Here is a 14,133-nt window from a genome sequence, read left to right as displayed (position 1 = left end):
TTCCTTGCATAAGCATGCCCACGTAATGGTAAAAGAAAACGGGCGTGAATCAGTCAGCCCGTTTTTATTATGGCGTTATTTTCCGGAATGGAAAATAGCTTCCATACTATCTTCTGCTTCGTTCTGAACCAGTGGCCAACCGCCAAGACGTTTTAGACGATTTACCATTTCACAGAAGAGTTCTGCGGTTTTTTCTGTATCGTATTTGGCAGAATGCGCTTCTGCGTTACTAAACGGAATAGACGCCGCTTCACACGCTTTTGCTAAAACCGTTTGCCCAAACACCAAGCCTGCTAAGCTGGCGGTGTCAAAGCTAGAAAACGGATGGAATGGATTGCGTTTTATATCCACTCGCTCGATGGCCGCGTTTAAAAATCCGTGGTCAAAGGCGGCATTATGACCAACCAAAATGGCACGTTTACAACCAACAGATTTAAGCTCTTTTCGCACCTTGCTAAACATTTGGCCAAGCGCTTCGCTTTCTGGCATGTCTTGTCTATCTGGTGCAAAAGGGTCTATGCCTGTGAATTCTAGCGCTGCTTTTTCAAGGTTTGCGCCTTCAAACGGCTTAATCAAAAATTCTAGTGTTTCATGGATATATAAGTCGCCATTTTCATCCATTCTTAGGATACTGGCAGCCATTTCTAACAAAGCATCTGTTTTTTGATTAAAGCCTGCGGTCTCTACGTCGATAACAACAGGTAGGAAGCCGCGGAATCTATCTTTGATTTCATGGTTTGACAAAAGAAGGTCCTTAATTCTGCCGCTTGATCAACAGTAACGGTGTACAATAGGATCTGATCATAACACATTTGATAATGCTTGAACGAGATGTCTAAATGGGAATTCCCCAACAACTTCTAATTCGCACCACTTTTTTATTGCTAGCTTGTGCTCCCTTTGTACAAGCCAATGCCATAACCCATTACCAATCCGGAATTACCGATTCCGAATGGTTGCTTTCGGGTGATATTTTTTCGTGCAGTTTAACGCACCCTGTTCCTAATTATGGGGAAGGCCATTTTATTAAAGAAGCGGGCGAGCCGATGAAGTTTATTCTTCAGCCGCGCAATGAAAAGCTGGGACCGGGTCAAGTGTATATCCTTTCACAAGCTCCAGACTGGGCTCCAGGGTCTAAACCAGAAACGTTGGATATTTTGCCTTATCCTGGATACGGGTTAACGGTTGAAGTGGGTGGCAAGGTAGCTGAGCGTATGCTTAGCAGTTTGGATCGAGGTCGGCACCCTGTGGTGGCTGGAACCGCATGGGAAAATAACCGTGAAACAGTGGAAGTGGGCCTGTCCAATATCAACTTTGCCCCTGCTTACAATGAATTTAGACGTTGTTTGGCAAGCTTGTTACCGGTGAATTATGATCAAATTGCCAGAACAGCGGCACTGTTTCCAACCAATGGCGTTAACCTTACGGATCGTATCAAAGCGCGTTTGGATCTGGTGGCTTTGTACGTATCGTCTGATCCAAGTGTCGAGTACATTTATATTGATGGTCATACGGACATTGTTGGTTCTCGTCGAGATAACCGTGAATTGTCAAAGGAAAGAGCTGAAAAAGTCACCGCGTATTTATTAGAGAAGGGCGTGCCTGCAGCTAAAATCATTTCTCGATATCATGGTGAACGCTATCCATCAGCAAGTAATAATACGAGCCAAGGCCGAGAGCGTAACCGTCGTGTGACTATTCGTTTGGAAAAAATTGACGCAAGTTGATTGATAAATTTTCAGAACGCCTCAAATTTATTAAAAGAGCCTCGTTTCGCGGAATTATCTGCGTGAAACGGGGCTTTTTACTTGCTAAGCAAGAATCGAAATCTTACACTTACAGCCCCTTTTTTAAATTATTTGCGCCGCCATGTACTGGTTTGAAAGCATTGGCGTGGGAGCGCGAGCTCGTTGAGGAGAATAGAGATAATGTCTGACGTGAAGAAGGTAGTGCTTGCCTATTCTGGCGGCCTAGACACTTCGGTAATCGTGAAGTGGCTTCAAGAAGAGTATAACTGTGAAGTGGTTACATTTACCGCTGATTTGGGTCAGGGTGAGGAAGTTGAACCAGCTCGCGCTAAAGCTCAAGCGTTGGGTATTAAGGAAATCTACATTGAAGATTTGCGCGAAGAGTTTGTTCGTGACTTCGTTTTCCCAATGTTCCGTGCTAACACTATTTACGAAGGCGAATACCTATTGGGTACGTCTATTGCGCGTCCTCTGATCGCTAAGCGATTGATTGAGATTGCCAACGAAACAGGCGCTGATGCCATTTCTCACGGCGCAACTGGTAAAGGTAACGACCAAGTACGTTTCGAACTTGGCGCATACGCATTGAAACCAGGTGTTAAAGTGATTGCTCCTTGGCGTGAATGGGATCTAACGTCTCGTGAAACCTTGATGGCATACTGTGAGAAACACAACATCCCAGTGGATTTTTCTACTAAGAAGAAAAAATCTCCTTACTCTATGGACGCTAACCTACTGCACATCTCTTTTGAGGGTGATCAGTTGGAAGATCCATGGACAGAGCCAGAAGATGATATGTGGCGTTGGTCTGTATCTCCTGAAGATGCGCCAAATGAAGCAACCTACATTGAAATTGGTTACGAAAAAGGTGACCCAGTTTCTATCAACGGTGAAGCAATGTCACCTGCAACTATCTTGGAAACATTGAACAAGATTGGTGGCGCGAACGGCATTGGCCGTGTCGACATCGTTGAAAACCGTTTTGTTGGTATGAAAGCTCGTGGTTGTTACGAAACACCTGGTGGCACTATCATGATGCGAGCTCACCGTGCGATCGAGTCTATTACTCTTGACCGTGAAGCTATGCATTTGAAAGATGAAATGATGCCGCGTTACGCTAAATTGATTTACAACGGTTTCTGGTGGTCTGAAGAGCGTCGCATGATGCAAGCAATGATCGATACATCTCAGAAATACGTTAACGGTACGGTTCGTCTTAAATTGTACAAAGGCAACGTAACGGTTGTTGGTCGTAAATCGGATAACAGCTTGTTCGATAGCTCTATCGCTACTTTTGAAGACGATGCAGGTGCTTACGATCAGAAAGATGCAGCTGGCTTTATTAAGCTGAATGCACTTCGTATGCGTATCGCTGCTCAAAAAGGCCGTGGCTTTCTAGATAACAACAAGTAATTACGTGTTGTTATAGAAAAATAAGCTTTTAAAAAACGCTCCGTTCTTGCAGAATTGGAGCGTTTTTTATTTTTGTACGCTTGGTCAATGTTTATTAAGAATGTGTATTGAAAAGCATGTTCGCAATGAAGGAATGGAATAATGGCAATTTATAACGTGGGCTCGATTAACCTCGACCATCTTTATCGACTTGATCACTTTGTTCGACCTGGCGAGACAATGGCTTCTGATAGTTATCAGTGTTTATTGGGTGGTAAAGGCGCGAATCAATCTGTGGCTTTAGCGAAGGCTGGTGCGGATGTAAAACATGTCGGTGCAATTCATCACAGCGAGCAAGCGGTTATTGATCAGCTTGAGTCTCTTGGTGTCGACACTGGGTTAATTAAGCGCGTAGATGTGCCAACGGGTCATGCGATTATTCAATTAACTAAAGAAGCAGAAAATTCAATTATTTTGTACCAAGGTGCGAACCACGCGCTAACAGAAGAGCAAATCGATAACGTGCTTTCTAAGGCGAGTGAAGGGGATTGGGTTTTGTTGCAAAATGAAACCAACTTGATCGAATACACTATGCGTAAAGCGCAAGAAAACAAGGTTAAGGTTGCCTTTAATCCTGCGCCTATGGACGCAGAACTTACCAAGAAAGTACTTGGTTTTGTTGATTTGTTAATTGTTAACGAAGTTGAAGCCATGGATTTGATTGGTACATCAGACATAGATAGCACGATTGAGGCGTTTCCAAAAGCTTATCCTGAGCTTGCTGTGCTCATGACGCTTGGTAAAGCGGGTGTCTGCTATTTTGATGGGGAAGAGCACCTATCTGTAAAAGCATTTTCCGTTGACGCGGTGGATACCACCGCGGCGGGTGATACCTTTATTGGCTTTTGCTTGTCCTCTTTAATGAAGGGGGAAGATATGAAACAGGCGATTACTCGTGCTTGTGCAGCATCTGCAATTTGCGTGACGCGTTTAGGCGCTGCGCCTTCGATCCCAACACAGGATGAAGTGACGACCTTTCTTGCCAAGAACAGTTAGCCAAAATACATAGCCAACAACGAATAGTTAAAAGAGGAATTGAAACATGGCTCGTAAAATTATTATTGATACGGATCCAGGTATAGATGATGCAATGGCGATTTTTTTCGCCTTTCAAGCGCCACAGCTTGAAGTATTGGGGTTAACGACAACGTTTGGTAATGTGTCGGTAGAGTTGGCAACGCAAAATGCCATCACTTTGACTGAGATTGCGAAAGTGAATGTGCCTGTTGCCAAAGGCGTTGCCGTACCAAGCAAGATAGCACCTCGTCCGCACCCTGATTTTGTGCATGGCGCTGATGGCTTCGGTAATATCAACTGGCCAGCACCGCAGGGTAAGGCAATCGAGAAAAGTGCGGCGCAGTTTATCGTTGATACTGTACGTGAATACCCTGGTGAAGTAACCATTATTGCTCTTGGTCCATTGGGTAACTTGGCAAAAGCGCTTGAGATTGATCCAGAAGTGGCCAACTTGGTAGATGAAGTGGTTCTAATGGGCGGAACCGCGATTGAGTACGGGAATGTATCTCCTGTCGCAGAAGCCAACATTATGAACGACCCTCACGCGGCGGATAAAGTATTCACTGCGCCTTGGCAAGTCACCATGATTGGCCTGGATGTAACGCACCAAGTATTGCTGGATAACAGTGTGTTGGATCGTATCAAGCAAGCGAACCCAACCGAAGGTGGTTTCTTGTATGACTGTGCTCAGTATTATATTGATTTCTACAGCAGCCGTTTTGATATGGATGGTTGTTATTTCCATGATGCATCGACAATTGCTTATCTAATAGATCCAAGCATTTTTGGTGTAGAGTTGGGTGCTGTGCGTGTTGCTTGCGAAGGCATCGGCATTGGTCAAACGATTTTTGCGCCACAAGGTATGACTTTCCCTGAGCCACATTGGACAGATGTACCAATGACACAGGTTTGTATGGAAGTAGATAGTGAAAAATTATTAACCTTGTTTGAGACAACCCTGTCTTAAATCGTTAGAATGACACAATCAAACTTGAAGGCATGGTAAGTAACTTCCATGCCTTTTTTATTTATAAAGAGAAATATATGAAATTATTAGTTAGAAATCTTGCCCGTAATACAACAGAAGAAGAGCTAAGAAGCTTGTTTGCTGTTCATGGGACTTTGCAGTCTTGCACTATTGTAATGGACAAGGAAACGGGTGAGTCAAAAGGTTTTGCCTTTGTTGAGATGCCAAAAGTTGGCGAAGCCAAAGTAGCGATCAAAACGCTAAACGGTATGGATGTAGATGGTTCTAAAATTCGCGTGAAGAAAGCGGAAGACGCAGCGAAAAAATCAGCAGGCGACTCTGAATAACTCAAGATATATAAAGAGTAGATCGGCTGCTGTCCTAGCTTGTCTTTGTTATAAGCTAGGAGTGAGCGTCAGCAAATTCTTTGATAAATTCCCGATCTTTGTTTGAAATCGTATGATAAGACAGTTTTATGTAGTGCTTATTATGCTCGTTAAAGACATCCAGTTGTGGGTCGCACAATATTTTTAGTGTGGCTGTCTTCCCTTCATGAATTGCCTTCAGCTCTAGCTTTACTAATTTTGACCCTTGCAAACCTTCTGGGGCTTCCACTTCTATCATTTGTGTTGAAATGTGTGTGCAATGGATTGGCATTACTTTGCCGTTGGTTAAATACAGTGTGCCTGTCCAAAAACAACGGACATAAGGCGAATGTGAAATAGACATTGGTGTATCCTTTACTGAGTGAAGATCCAAGGTCGTATGACTCTTCTAGGGTAGCCATTATAGTGCAAGATAACAGGGAAGTGATAGCTAGATAAAAATGATATGAATCAAGATGTTGCCTATATCAGACGGACAACATCTTGATTAAAGAAGCATGGCTAAGGTAGGTTTTTTTAGCTTTGCTGCTGAATGGTTTCGCCCAATGCGTTGATTAGGCTATCTATTTCAGCTTGTTCGGTTGTAAAAGGTGGCGCTAGTTGAATGGTGTCGGCACCATAGCGTACATAGTAACCTTTTTCCCACATGGCCATGGCGATTTGGAACGGACGCTTAGCGGGTTCTCCATCAATAGGTGCAATGGTGATGCCTGCGGCAAAACCGTAGTTGCGAATGTCGGTAATGATTGAGCTGGCGTCTTTTAGCTGATGCACGCTGTTTTCCCAGGCTGAACTCATACTGTTTACTCGTTCAATCAATCCTTGTTGCTTGATTTCATTAAGGGAAGCCAAACCTGCTGCACAGGCAATAGGGTGAGCGGAATAGGTGTAGCCATGGGGAATTTCCAACATATAATCTGGACCACCGTTATCCATGAAGGTGTCGTAGATCTCTTGTTTGAAGGCCACAGCGCCCATTGGGATAACACCATTGGTTACTTGCTTTGCCATGGTAATCACATCAGGCGTCACCCCAAAAGCTTCTGCACCGGTTTTTGCGCCCATGCGACCAAAAGCGGTAATTACTTCATCAAAGATAAGTAAAATATTGTGCTGATCACAGATTTCACGCAAACGCTGCAAGTAGCCTTTTGGTGGCACAATGACACCAGCAGAACCTGACATGGGTTCAACAATCACCGCAGCAATGTTAGAAGCGTCATGCATCATAATGAGATTCAGCAAGTCCTCTGCGCGCTCTTTACCTTGTTCTGCCATGCCTTTAGAGAACTCACTGCCAGGTACTTGAGTATGAGGTAAGTGATAAGACTCTAAGCCTTGACCATAAAGCGTACGGTTTGCAGGAATACCGCCAACGCTGAAACCTGAAATCCCTGCGCCATGATAGCCTTTAGCTCGGCCGATAAACTTGGTCTTAGTGCCCATGCCTTTTTTACGCCAATAAGCGCGCGCAACTTTTAATGCGGTATCGACAGATTCAGAACCAGAGCCGGTAAAGAAAACACGGTTTAGTCCCTTGGGCATAAATTCAGTAATCTGCTCAGCCAGTAAGAAAGATTTTTCGTGACCAAATTGAAACGCAGGGGAGTAATCGAGAGTCTTAACTTGCTGTGCCACCGCTTCATTAATTGCTGGATTGCTATGTCCCAAGCCACAAGTCCATAAGCCAGACAAACCGTCAAAAATCTTTCTGCCATCACTGTCGGTGTAATAGTTGCCCGCAGCAGAAGTGATAATACGAGGATCTTTTTTGAATTGACGATTGCCTGTGTAGGCCATCCAATGGGCATCAAGTTGAGCTTGGGTTAAACGGTGACTCATGGCATTTTCCCTCTAAAAAATAAAATCTTAATAGGGTAAGAATGCCGAGCTGAAAAGGTTTAATAAATTCGATGTTATTTAAACTTAGGCTAGCCTTTAGTTAACTAAATCAGCTTGATTAGATTAGTTTGAAGTTTTGTCTTTGTACTCACACAAATCTTCGATAATGCAGGCATCACACTTGGGCTTGCGTGCCACGCAGATATAACGACCGTGAAGTATCATCCAATGGTGTGCATCCAAAAGAAACTCTTTCGGGACAAACTTTAGCAGTTTCATTTCAACTTCTAAGACGTTTTTACCTGGTGCAACTTTAGTGCGGTTGCTAAAACGAAAGATGTGCGTGTCGACAGCCATAGCGACTTGTCGAAAGGCCGTGTTCAAAACAACATTAGCGGTTTTACGGCCTACGCCAGGAAGGGCTTCAAGTTCTTCTCTTGTTTCGGGAACAACGCTGTTGTGTTTCTCGATAAGGATTTGGCAAGTCTTGATGGCGTTTTCGGCTTTGGCGTTAAATAAGCCAATGGTTTTGATGTACTCTTTGAGACCATCAACACCGAGTGCGAGCATGGTTTCTGGCGTGTTGGCAACAGGGAAAAGCTTTCGCGTGGCTTTGTTGACACTCACGTCCGTGGCTTGTGCTGAAAATAGCACCGCAATCAAAAGCTCAAAAGGCGAGCTGTATTCCAACTCGGTTACGGGATTTGGGTTTTCAGCTCGCAAGCGAGAAAAAATCTCGTAGCGTTTGTCTTTGTTCACTTTAAATAGCCTTTGTTCAAAATAAATTGCCTTTGTTTATTTTAATATTCCCTCCCCTTATGTCTTTGAAGGGGAGGGCTAGGGTGGGGTTATTTGGACCCCCTCCCAGCCTCCCCCTTGGCAGGGGGAGGAGTTTAAAGCTTTTTTATTCCTTCCCCTTATCTTCAAGGTTAGGATGGGGTTGTCTTGATCTTGGTGTAAAAGTTAACTTACTTGCCCGGTCACACGAACACGCTTTGATGCACTTGGGCCGTCTTTGGCTTTTTGTGCTGCGATGCGTTTTTTCTCACGTTCGTCTAGGTAGTTTTTACCGGCAATCAACAAACCTAAGCCAATAAAAGCACCCGGTGGTAAGACTGCGAATAAGACATTTGGATAGTCGTTAAAAACAACGATTTTCCAATGGGTTGCCATATCACCGAACAATAACGGCATATCGGAAAACAGTGTGCCTTGCCCGATGAGCTCGCGCATTGCGCCCAAGGTAACAAGGATAAACATGAAGCCCAAGCCCATCATAAAGCCATCCAATGCAGAAGGCAGAACAGGGTTGCGGCTGGCAAAGGCGTCAGCACGACCAAGAATCGCACAGTTAGTCACGATAAGTGGAATGAAAATCCCTAGAATTTGATACAGCTCGTATGTATAAGCCTGCATGATTAATTCGATACAGGTTGTGAACGAAGCGATGATCATCACAAAGGCTGGTAGGCGAACTGCATCCGCCACGTAATTACGAATGATAGACACCGCAATGTTGGAACCGACTAATACCACCAGAGTCGCTAAGCCAAGACCTAAGGCGTTAACGACGGTACTGGTTACCGCCAACATTGGGCATAAGCCAAGTAATTGAACTAGGGCAGGGTTGTTTTTCCAGATGCCGTTATAAATGATTTCAGCGTAATTGGCGCTTGGCTTGCTCTCTTCTTGAGTAGCGTCGCTTGCGGCTGTTTCTGCGCTCATTTTCATTAGTCTGTCCTAATACGCTAATAGCGTATCTTTGTGTTGATCAAAATAAATAAGAGTATTTTTTACGGCGCGAACCACAGCGCGAGGGGTAATGGTCGCACCGGTAAATTGGTCAAAGTCGCCACCGTCTTTTTTCACGCCCCAGCCTTTTAAACTAGGATTGTCTAACGACTTGTTGGCAAAGCTTAAAATCCATTTGGATTTCTTTAGGTCTACTTTGTCGCCAAGTCCTGGTGTTTCTTTGTGGCTAATTACTCGGCTGCCAGTTACTACGCCATTTTTGTCGATGGCGACCAGCATGTCTAAATTGCCGTTATAGCCACGAGGCGCAATGGTTTCGAAAATGATGCCAGAGACTTCACCATTTTTACGAGCGATATGGATTTTAATGCCTTCGTCGCTCCCCAATAAAGGATCTGCTGGCAGAATCGCGGTGTCTTTGGTTAAGTCGTTATCATACAGATTGGCTGGCAGTATTTCGTTGAAGGCTGAAATTTGCGCATCCAAAATATTGTTCTTAATGGTGTTATCAGTCAGCTGGTGGGTAATGGCAATAAGCCCCGCTGTCAGTACCGCGAAGATGCCCAGACCAAGACTGTTACGACGAATAGAGGCTAATAATTCCATTAGTTATCTTCCCCAATTTTTAAGCCTGTCTTAGCTTTTTTATGGCCATACGTTCTCGGTTGTGTGTAGTAGTCGATTAGCGGTGCGGCGAAGTTCATCAGCAAGACACCAAACGCCACACCATCAGGATAACCGCCCCAAGAGCGAATAATGTAAATCAAAATACCAATGCCCGCGCCATAAATCAGTTTGCCGCGATTACTGGTGCAAGAAGACACAGGATCGGTAGCAATAAAGAACGCGCCAAACATGGCTGCGCCAGTGGTTAGGTGAAAGAAAGGCGTTGCTGTATTGCTTGGGTCAAACAGATGAAAAACACCCGCCATGACCAGTAATGCACCCAACATGGCTGCTGGCGTGTGCCAAGTGATAATGCGTAACCAGATCAGTCCAAGACCACCTACCAGATAGGCTGCATTCACCCAAAGCCAGCTGTTTAAGCTTGGTCCTTGAAGTGCGGCAATGCTGCTGAATGCGGCTTGTGAATCTAAAAGATCTTTGTGTTTGAAGCCATCTAAGGGCGTTGCCATTGTGTAGCTATCGATCACTGGCAGCTGGTGAAAAATGGCTTGTAAGCTTTGCATGAAAGACAATGTCTCGCCTGCAGGAATCATGCTTTGTACGCCAAGCCATTGGCTCATAGGCACAGGAAAAGACACCAGTACAATGGCATAGCCGACCATCGCCGGGTTGAACGGGTTATTGCCCAAGCCACCATAGAGTTGTTTGGCAAAGATAATCGCAAAGGCGACAGCGGTGACTGTCACCCACCAAGGCACCACAGGCGGTAGGGCAACACCTAATAGTACGGCGGTTAATAGGGCGCTGTAATCTTTCAAGAAGAAACCAACAGCACGACGACGAATCGCTAAAATAGCGGCTTCACTTAATAACGCAGTGACGCAGGCAATCATTAGGTTGATTAGCGTGCCCCAGCCAAATAGCCAAGTCTGTACGACTATGCCAGGAACGGTCGCTAAAATGACCATCTGCATCACCCAAGAGGTGCGACGTCCTGCACGTTGTGTGTGGGGGGAGGTAATCCTCAATAATGCCATTTAACGATTCTCTTGCATGTTGGTTTGCGAATGAATAAGTTTTTCTAACAAGGCTTCGGCGCTCTGCAGACGTTGCTCGGTAGCCGCAATCTCTTGTTTAATGCTGTCTGCTTCTTCTGGCGTGCTTTCTAAACGCTTATTCAGTTTATTTATTTGCGCTTTGGCTAAGGCAACGGCGACTTTCTCTTTTTTAATCTGCGTTGCCAAATCCATTTCTGGTTCGGCTTTGGTTTCGTTGTTCGCAACCGGCTCCGCCGTTTTTTCTACTGGAGCAGGCGCGCCTTCTTCAGCTTCAAGAGCGGCTAGCTTTTGTTGTGCCTCAATAAGCTTTTTAGGCCATTCTGATGCCTCTATCTCGCTTTCCTCTTTGCCTTGGTCTTTTAAAAGCTGAATGTTTTTCTCTGCTTTTTTGATACCGGCTTTGGCGATAGCGAGATCGATTTTGCGTTTCTTCGCGGCCTCGGCATCCGTATTTTCAGCGGTTGGTGCTGCTTTTTCTGGAGCCGCCTTGGGCGCTGCTGTTTCTGGATTGGCTAACGCTTTTTCCAGTTCGTCGGCGCGCTGTTGTGCTTCTTTTAGCTGTTGGCGAATAGCGTCGGCTTCAGGTGCTTTAATCTCTTCCGCTTTTTTAAGGGCTTTTTCGACTTTCTTTACCGCGGCTTTCGCGATGGCTGCATCGATTTTTAGCTTTTTCAATTCATCGCTCATTGCGGCTTTTGGTTCAGCTGCTGCCGTATTTGTGCTGGGTTGAGCATTGCTGCTGAGCTTGCTGACTATGTCTTGAGCGGCTTTCAGGTCAGCTTCAAAAGCTGCAATCTTGTCTTTCAGTTCCTGATCATCAGGCGTCTCGACAAGTTGCTTCTGTAGTTTTTTCAGTTTTACGCCAATTAAAGCCACATCGACTTTGGCTTTTTTCAGCTCGTCACTTACTGGCGCTGGAGCGGCTTTTTCTGTGTTGGCGGCTGGAGCAGCTGGTGCTGCGCTAGGCGTTTTAGCCAATTGTTCTTCAAGTGCGGCAATGGCTTTTTCTTGATCAGTCACTTGCAGCTGCAAGTTGCTGATCTCTTCCACGTGTTCGTTTTCTTGTGCTTCAAGAAGCTGTTTTTGTAGCTTCTTCAATTTGGATTTGCCAATGGCGATATCCACTTTGAGCTTTTTCGATTCGTCGTTAGTTGCAGGCGCAGTGGCAGCCGTAGGAGCCGCTTTTGCAGGTGCGGCTTTTTTCGCATCGGTAGCCTTGTTGGTCGTTGCTTTCTGACGAGCAAGGCGCTTCGCTTCTTTTTCCGCGGCTTCTGCGTCTTGGCGAGCTTTACGTGCTTCAAAGCGTTGCTTGGCTAAGTCTGCTTTTACATTGGCTTCACGGGCTTCACGAATGCTGCTCTTGGAGTGGCGATAATACTGCACTAAAGGAATGCTACTTGGGCAAACATAAGAACAAGCACCACATTCGATGCAGTCGAATAAGTTGTGGTGTTCGGCTTTTTCGAACTCTTGGCTTTTACTGAACCAAAGCAGTTGCTGAGGCAATAAGCTCGCAGGGCAGGCTTGTTCGCACATTCCACAACGGATGCAAGCTTGTTCGGGTGCTGGCGCAGGCAGCTCTTTTTTGCTGGCGGCCAAGATGCAGTTACTGGTTTTCACTATTGGCACCGCAGCTGAATCTAAGGTGTATCCCATCATTGGACCACCCATGATTAAGCGGCTGAGCTTTTTAGATTCATAATCGGCGTATTCTAATAGGTGCGCGACGGGCGTACCGAACAGCACTTCGACGTTTTGTGGGCTTTTTAGCGCGTCGCCAGTCAATGTGGTAAAGCGTGAAATTAACGGTTTACCCTGAGTAATGGCATCGTGAATTGCGACACAAGTACCGACGTTTTGACATAGCACGCCGATGTCGGCTGGATATTGTCCACTTGGAACTTCTTTGCCTGTTAACAGCTGAATTAACTGCTTTTCACCGCCAGAAGGGTATTTTGTCGGTACAACGGCTAATTGAATGTCGCTATTGCGCTGAGTAAGTACAGTTTTTAAAGCAGCAATGGCAGTGGGCTTATTGTCTTCAATGCCAATGATTACATTTTCAGCTTCAACAAGGTGTTGCAGTATCTCGATGCCAGCAACCAGTTCTAAGGTCTTTTCACGGATCAGCATGTCATCAGCAGTGATGTAAGGCTCACATTCTGCCGCGTTAATAATAAAATGCGTGAGAGGGTTCTTGTGTGCGCCTTGCAGTTTGACTTGTGTCGGGAAGCCCGCACCGCCCATGCCAACAATGCCCATTTCAGACAGATAAGCCAGAACGTCTGTTTTACTGATGTCTTGCCAATTGTTTAGTGGCTCGAGGTCGGTCCATGTTTCGTTACCATCTGGCGTAAGGACAATACAAAGGTCACTTAACCCTGATGGGTGAGCAATCAGGCGTTCTTCTATCGCAGTAATGGTGCCAGAGGTTGGCGCGTGTAAAAAGCTGCTTAAAAAGCCATTATTAATGGCGATGGTTTCGCCTTTTAGTACCTTATCGCCGACTTTGACTAATGGTCGAGAGCTTTGGCCTATGTGTTGCCCAAGGGGTAAAATAAGCTCGCTCGGTAAACTTGGTTTGCCTAAGGGTAATTGCAAAGATTGCGCTTTATTTTCTGGCGGATGAATGCCGCCATGAAAAGAGAAAACTTTCGCTGTTTGTGGTTTTTCTGTTCGCATCAGTGTGCAACCTCCGCTTGGCGGTCGGTGGCAATAATATCTAATGAAGTCGCCGCAATACCCTGCGGTTTGTCCCAAGACCAAGTTTTCGCTGTCACGCCGATTTCTACCATATCAATACAATCTACCGGGCAAGGTTCGACACACAGGTCACAGCCTGTGCATTCATCTGCAATAACAGTGTGCATTTGTTTTGCTGCGCCTAAAATCGCATCCACAGGACACGCCTGAATGCACTTGGTGCAACCGATGCACTCGTCTTCACGAATAACCGCAACGCGTTTTGCGCTTTCTGTGCCGTGATCGCCGTCTAGTGGCACCGCTTCCACATCTAATAAATCGGCCAAGGCCTGGATGGTGCTTTGTCCGCCAGGAGGACAATGGTTGATCGCTTCGCCGTTAGCGATGGCCTCGGCGTAAGGGCGACAACCCGGATGACCACATTGACCACACTGTGTTTGTGGTAGAAGGGCGTCGATCTGATCGACGATTGGGTCGCCTTCCACGTGAAAACGTACATTGGCATAACCCAAAATAGCGCCAAAGATAAGCGAAAGAAGTACTAAGATTCCGATAGCGAGCAAAACAGTCAACATGGCCAG

General features: G+C 45.6%; 14 protein-coding genes. 5 read left to right on the top strand and 9 right to left on the bottom strand.

Annotated features, from left to right (window positions below; all coding sequences use genetic code 11):
• Window positions 1–75: 75 nt before the first annotated feature.
• Window positions 76–744, bottom strand: a complete 669-nt coding sequence (gene rnt, locus C1X04_RS12590) for a ribonuclease T (RefSeq protein WP_110573812.1) — start codon at window positions 742–744, stop codon at window positions 76–78.
• Between the two features lie 95 nt (window positions 745–839).
• On the opposite strand from rnt, the gene C1X04_RS12585 reads away from it, so the two are divergent.
• From C1X04_RS12585 to C1X04_RS12565, 5 genes are all read left to right on the top strand, one after another.
• On the top strand, window positions 840–1,727 hold the full coding sequence (locus C1X04_RS12585) for an OmpA family protein (protein ID WP_137170121.1): 888 nt from the start codon (window positions 840–842) through the stop codon (window positions 1,725–1,727).
• A 201-nt stretch (window positions 1,728–1,928) separates the two neighbouring features.
• Window positions 1,929–3,161: an argininosuccinate synthase gene (locus tag C1X04_RS12580; RefSeq protein WP_110573806.1), complete on the top strand. Its 1,233-nt coding sequence runs from the start codon at window positions 1,929–1,931 to the stop codon at window positions 3,159–3,161.
• A 141-nt stretch (window positions 3,162–3,302) separates the two neighbouring features.
• The gene (locus C1X04_RS12575) at window positions 3,303–4,196 is read left to right on the top strand and encodes a ribokinase (RefSeq protein WP_110573804.1); all 894 of its coding nucleotides are present in this window, start codon (window positions 3,303–3,305) and stop codon (window positions 4,194–4,196) included.
• A 46-nt stretch (window positions 4,197–4,242) separates the two neighbouring features.
• Window positions 4,243–5,184 carry a nucleoside hydrolase gene (locus tag C1X04_RS12570; RefSeq protein WP_137170120.1) on the top strand — a complete coding sequence of 314 codons (942 nt, stop codon included), beginning with the start codon at window positions 4,243–4,245 and terminating at the stop codon, window positions 5,182–5,184.
• Between the two features lie 77 nt (window positions 5,185–5,261).
• Window positions 5,262–5,531, top strand: coding sequence for an RNA-binding protein (locus C1X04_RS12565; RefSeq protein WP_137170119.1), 270 nt, complete (start codon window positions 5,262–5,264; stop codon window positions 5,529–5,531).
• Window positions 5,532–5,586: 55 nt separating this feature from the next.
• On the opposite strand, the gene C1X04_RS12560 is transcribed toward C1X04_RS12565, so the two are convergent.
• The 8 genes from C1X04_RS12560 to rsxB form a co-directional block, all read right to left on the bottom strand.
• On the bottom strand, window positions 5,587–5,913 hold the full coding sequence (locus C1X04_RS12560; protein WP_110573795.1) for a hypothetical protein: 327 nt from the start codon (window positions 5,911–5,913) through the stop codon (window positions 5,587–5,589).
• Window positions 5,914–6,086: 173 nt separating this feature from the next.
• Complete coding sequence (locus C1X04_RS12555) at window positions 6,087–7,412, bottom strand: aspartate aminotransferase family protein (RefSeq protein WP_110573793.1); 1,326 nt, start codon at window positions 7,410–7,412, stop codon at window positions 6,087–6,089.
• A 123-nt stretch (window positions 7,413–7,535) separates the two neighbouring features.
• A complete protein-coding gene (nth, locus tag C1X04_RS12550) occupies window positions 7,536–8,171 on the bottom strand; it encodes an endonuclease III (protein ID WP_137170118.1) in 636 nt (211 codons plus the stop codon).
• A 204-nt stretch (window positions 8,172–8,375) separates the two neighbouring features.
• Complete coding sequence (locus tag C1X04_RS12545; protein WP_254682381.1) at window positions 8,376–9,137, bottom strand: electron transport complex subunit E; 762 nt, start codon at window positions 9,135–9,137, stop codon at window positions 8,376–8,378.
• 15 nt (window positions 9,138–9,152) lie between these two features.
• Complete coding sequence (gene rsxG / locus C1X04_RS12540; RefSeq protein ID WP_137170117.1) at window positions 9,153–9,770, bottom strand: electron transport complex subunit RsxG; 618 nt, start codon at window positions 9,768–9,770, stop codon at window positions 9,153–9,155.
• Window positions 9,770–10,828, bottom strand: coding sequence for an electron transport complex subunit RsxD (rsxD, locus tag C1X04_RS12535; RefSeq protein WP_137170116.1), 1,059 nt, complete (start codon window positions 10,826–10,828; stop codon window positions 9,770–9,772). The genes rsxG and rsxD overlap by 1 nt, the downstream gene beginning before the upstream one ends.
• Window positions 10,829–13,531: an electron transport complex subunit RsxC gene (gene rsxC / locus C1X04_RS12530; RefSeq protein WP_137170115.1), complete on the bottom strand. Its 2,703-nt coding sequence runs from the start codon at window positions 13,529–13,531 to the stop codon at window positions 10,829–10,831.
• Window positions 13,531–14,127 (bottom strand): electron transport complex subunit RsxB, encoded by a 597-nt coding sequence (gene rsxB / locus C1X04_RS12525; protein WP_110573782.1) that lies wholly within the window; start codon window positions 14,125–14,127, stop codon window positions 13,531–13,533. Before rsxB ends, rsxC begins: the two co-directional genes overlap by 1 nt.
• Between the last annotated feature and the right edge of the window lie 6 nt (window positions 14,128–14,133).

It is taken from the genome of Marinomonas sp. FW-1 (assembly GCF_005222245.1).
GTDB lineage: Bacteria > Pseudomonadota > Gammaproteobacteria > Pseudomonadales > Marinomonadaceae > Marinomonas > Marinomonas alcarazii.
Note: the sequence above shows the minus strand (reverse complement) of the source record. Positions and strands in the feature narration are given on the sequence as shown.

Coding starts and splice junctions, on each gene's coding strand:
- C1X04_RS12575 (WP_110573804.1), top strand. CDS start 3,303: ATGGCAATTTATAACGTGGGCTCGATTAACCTCGACCATCTTTATCGA.
- C1X04_RS12555 (WP_110573793.1), bottom strand. CDS start 7,412: ATGAGTCACCGTTTAACCCAAGCTCAACTTGATGCCCATTGGATGGCC.
- C1X04_RS12570 (WP_137170120.1), top strand. CDS start 4,243: ATGGCTCGTAAAATTATTATTGATACGGATCCAGGTATAGATGATGCA.
- rsxG (WP_137170117.1), bottom strand. CDS start 9,770: ATGGAATTATTAGCCTCTATTCGTCGTAACAGTCTTGGTCTGGGCATC.
- C1X04_RS12565 (WP_137170119.1), top strand. CDS start 5,262: ATGAAATTATTAGTTAGAAATCTTGCCCGTAATACAACAGAAGAAGAG.
- rsxB (WP_110573782.1), bottom strand. CDS start 14,127: ATGTTGACTGTTTTGCTCGCTATCGGAATCTTAGTACTTCTTTCGCTT.
- C1X04_RS12545 (WP_254682381.1), bottom strand. CDS start 9,137: ATGAGCGCAGAAACAGCCGCAAGCGACGCTACTCAAGAAGAGAGCAAG.
- C1X04_RS12560 (WP_110573795.1), bottom strand. CDS start 5,913: ATGTCTATTTCACATTCGCCTTATGTCCGTTGTTTTTGGACAGGCACA.
- rsxC (WP_137170115.1), bottom strand. CDS start 13,531: ATGCGAACAGAAAAACCACAAACAGCGAAAGTTTTCTCTTTTCATGGC.
- rsxD (WP_137170116.1), bottom strand. CDS start 10,828: ATGGCATTATTGAGGATTACCTCCCCCCACACACAACGTGCAGGACGT.
- C1X04_RS12585 (WP_137170121.1), top strand. CDS start 840: ATGGGAATTCCCCAACAACTTCTAATTCGCACCACTTTTTTATTGCTA.
- C1X04_RS12580 (WP_110573806.1), top strand. CDS start 1,929: ATGTCTGACGTGAAGAAGGTAGTGCTTGCCTATTCTGGCGGCCTAGAC.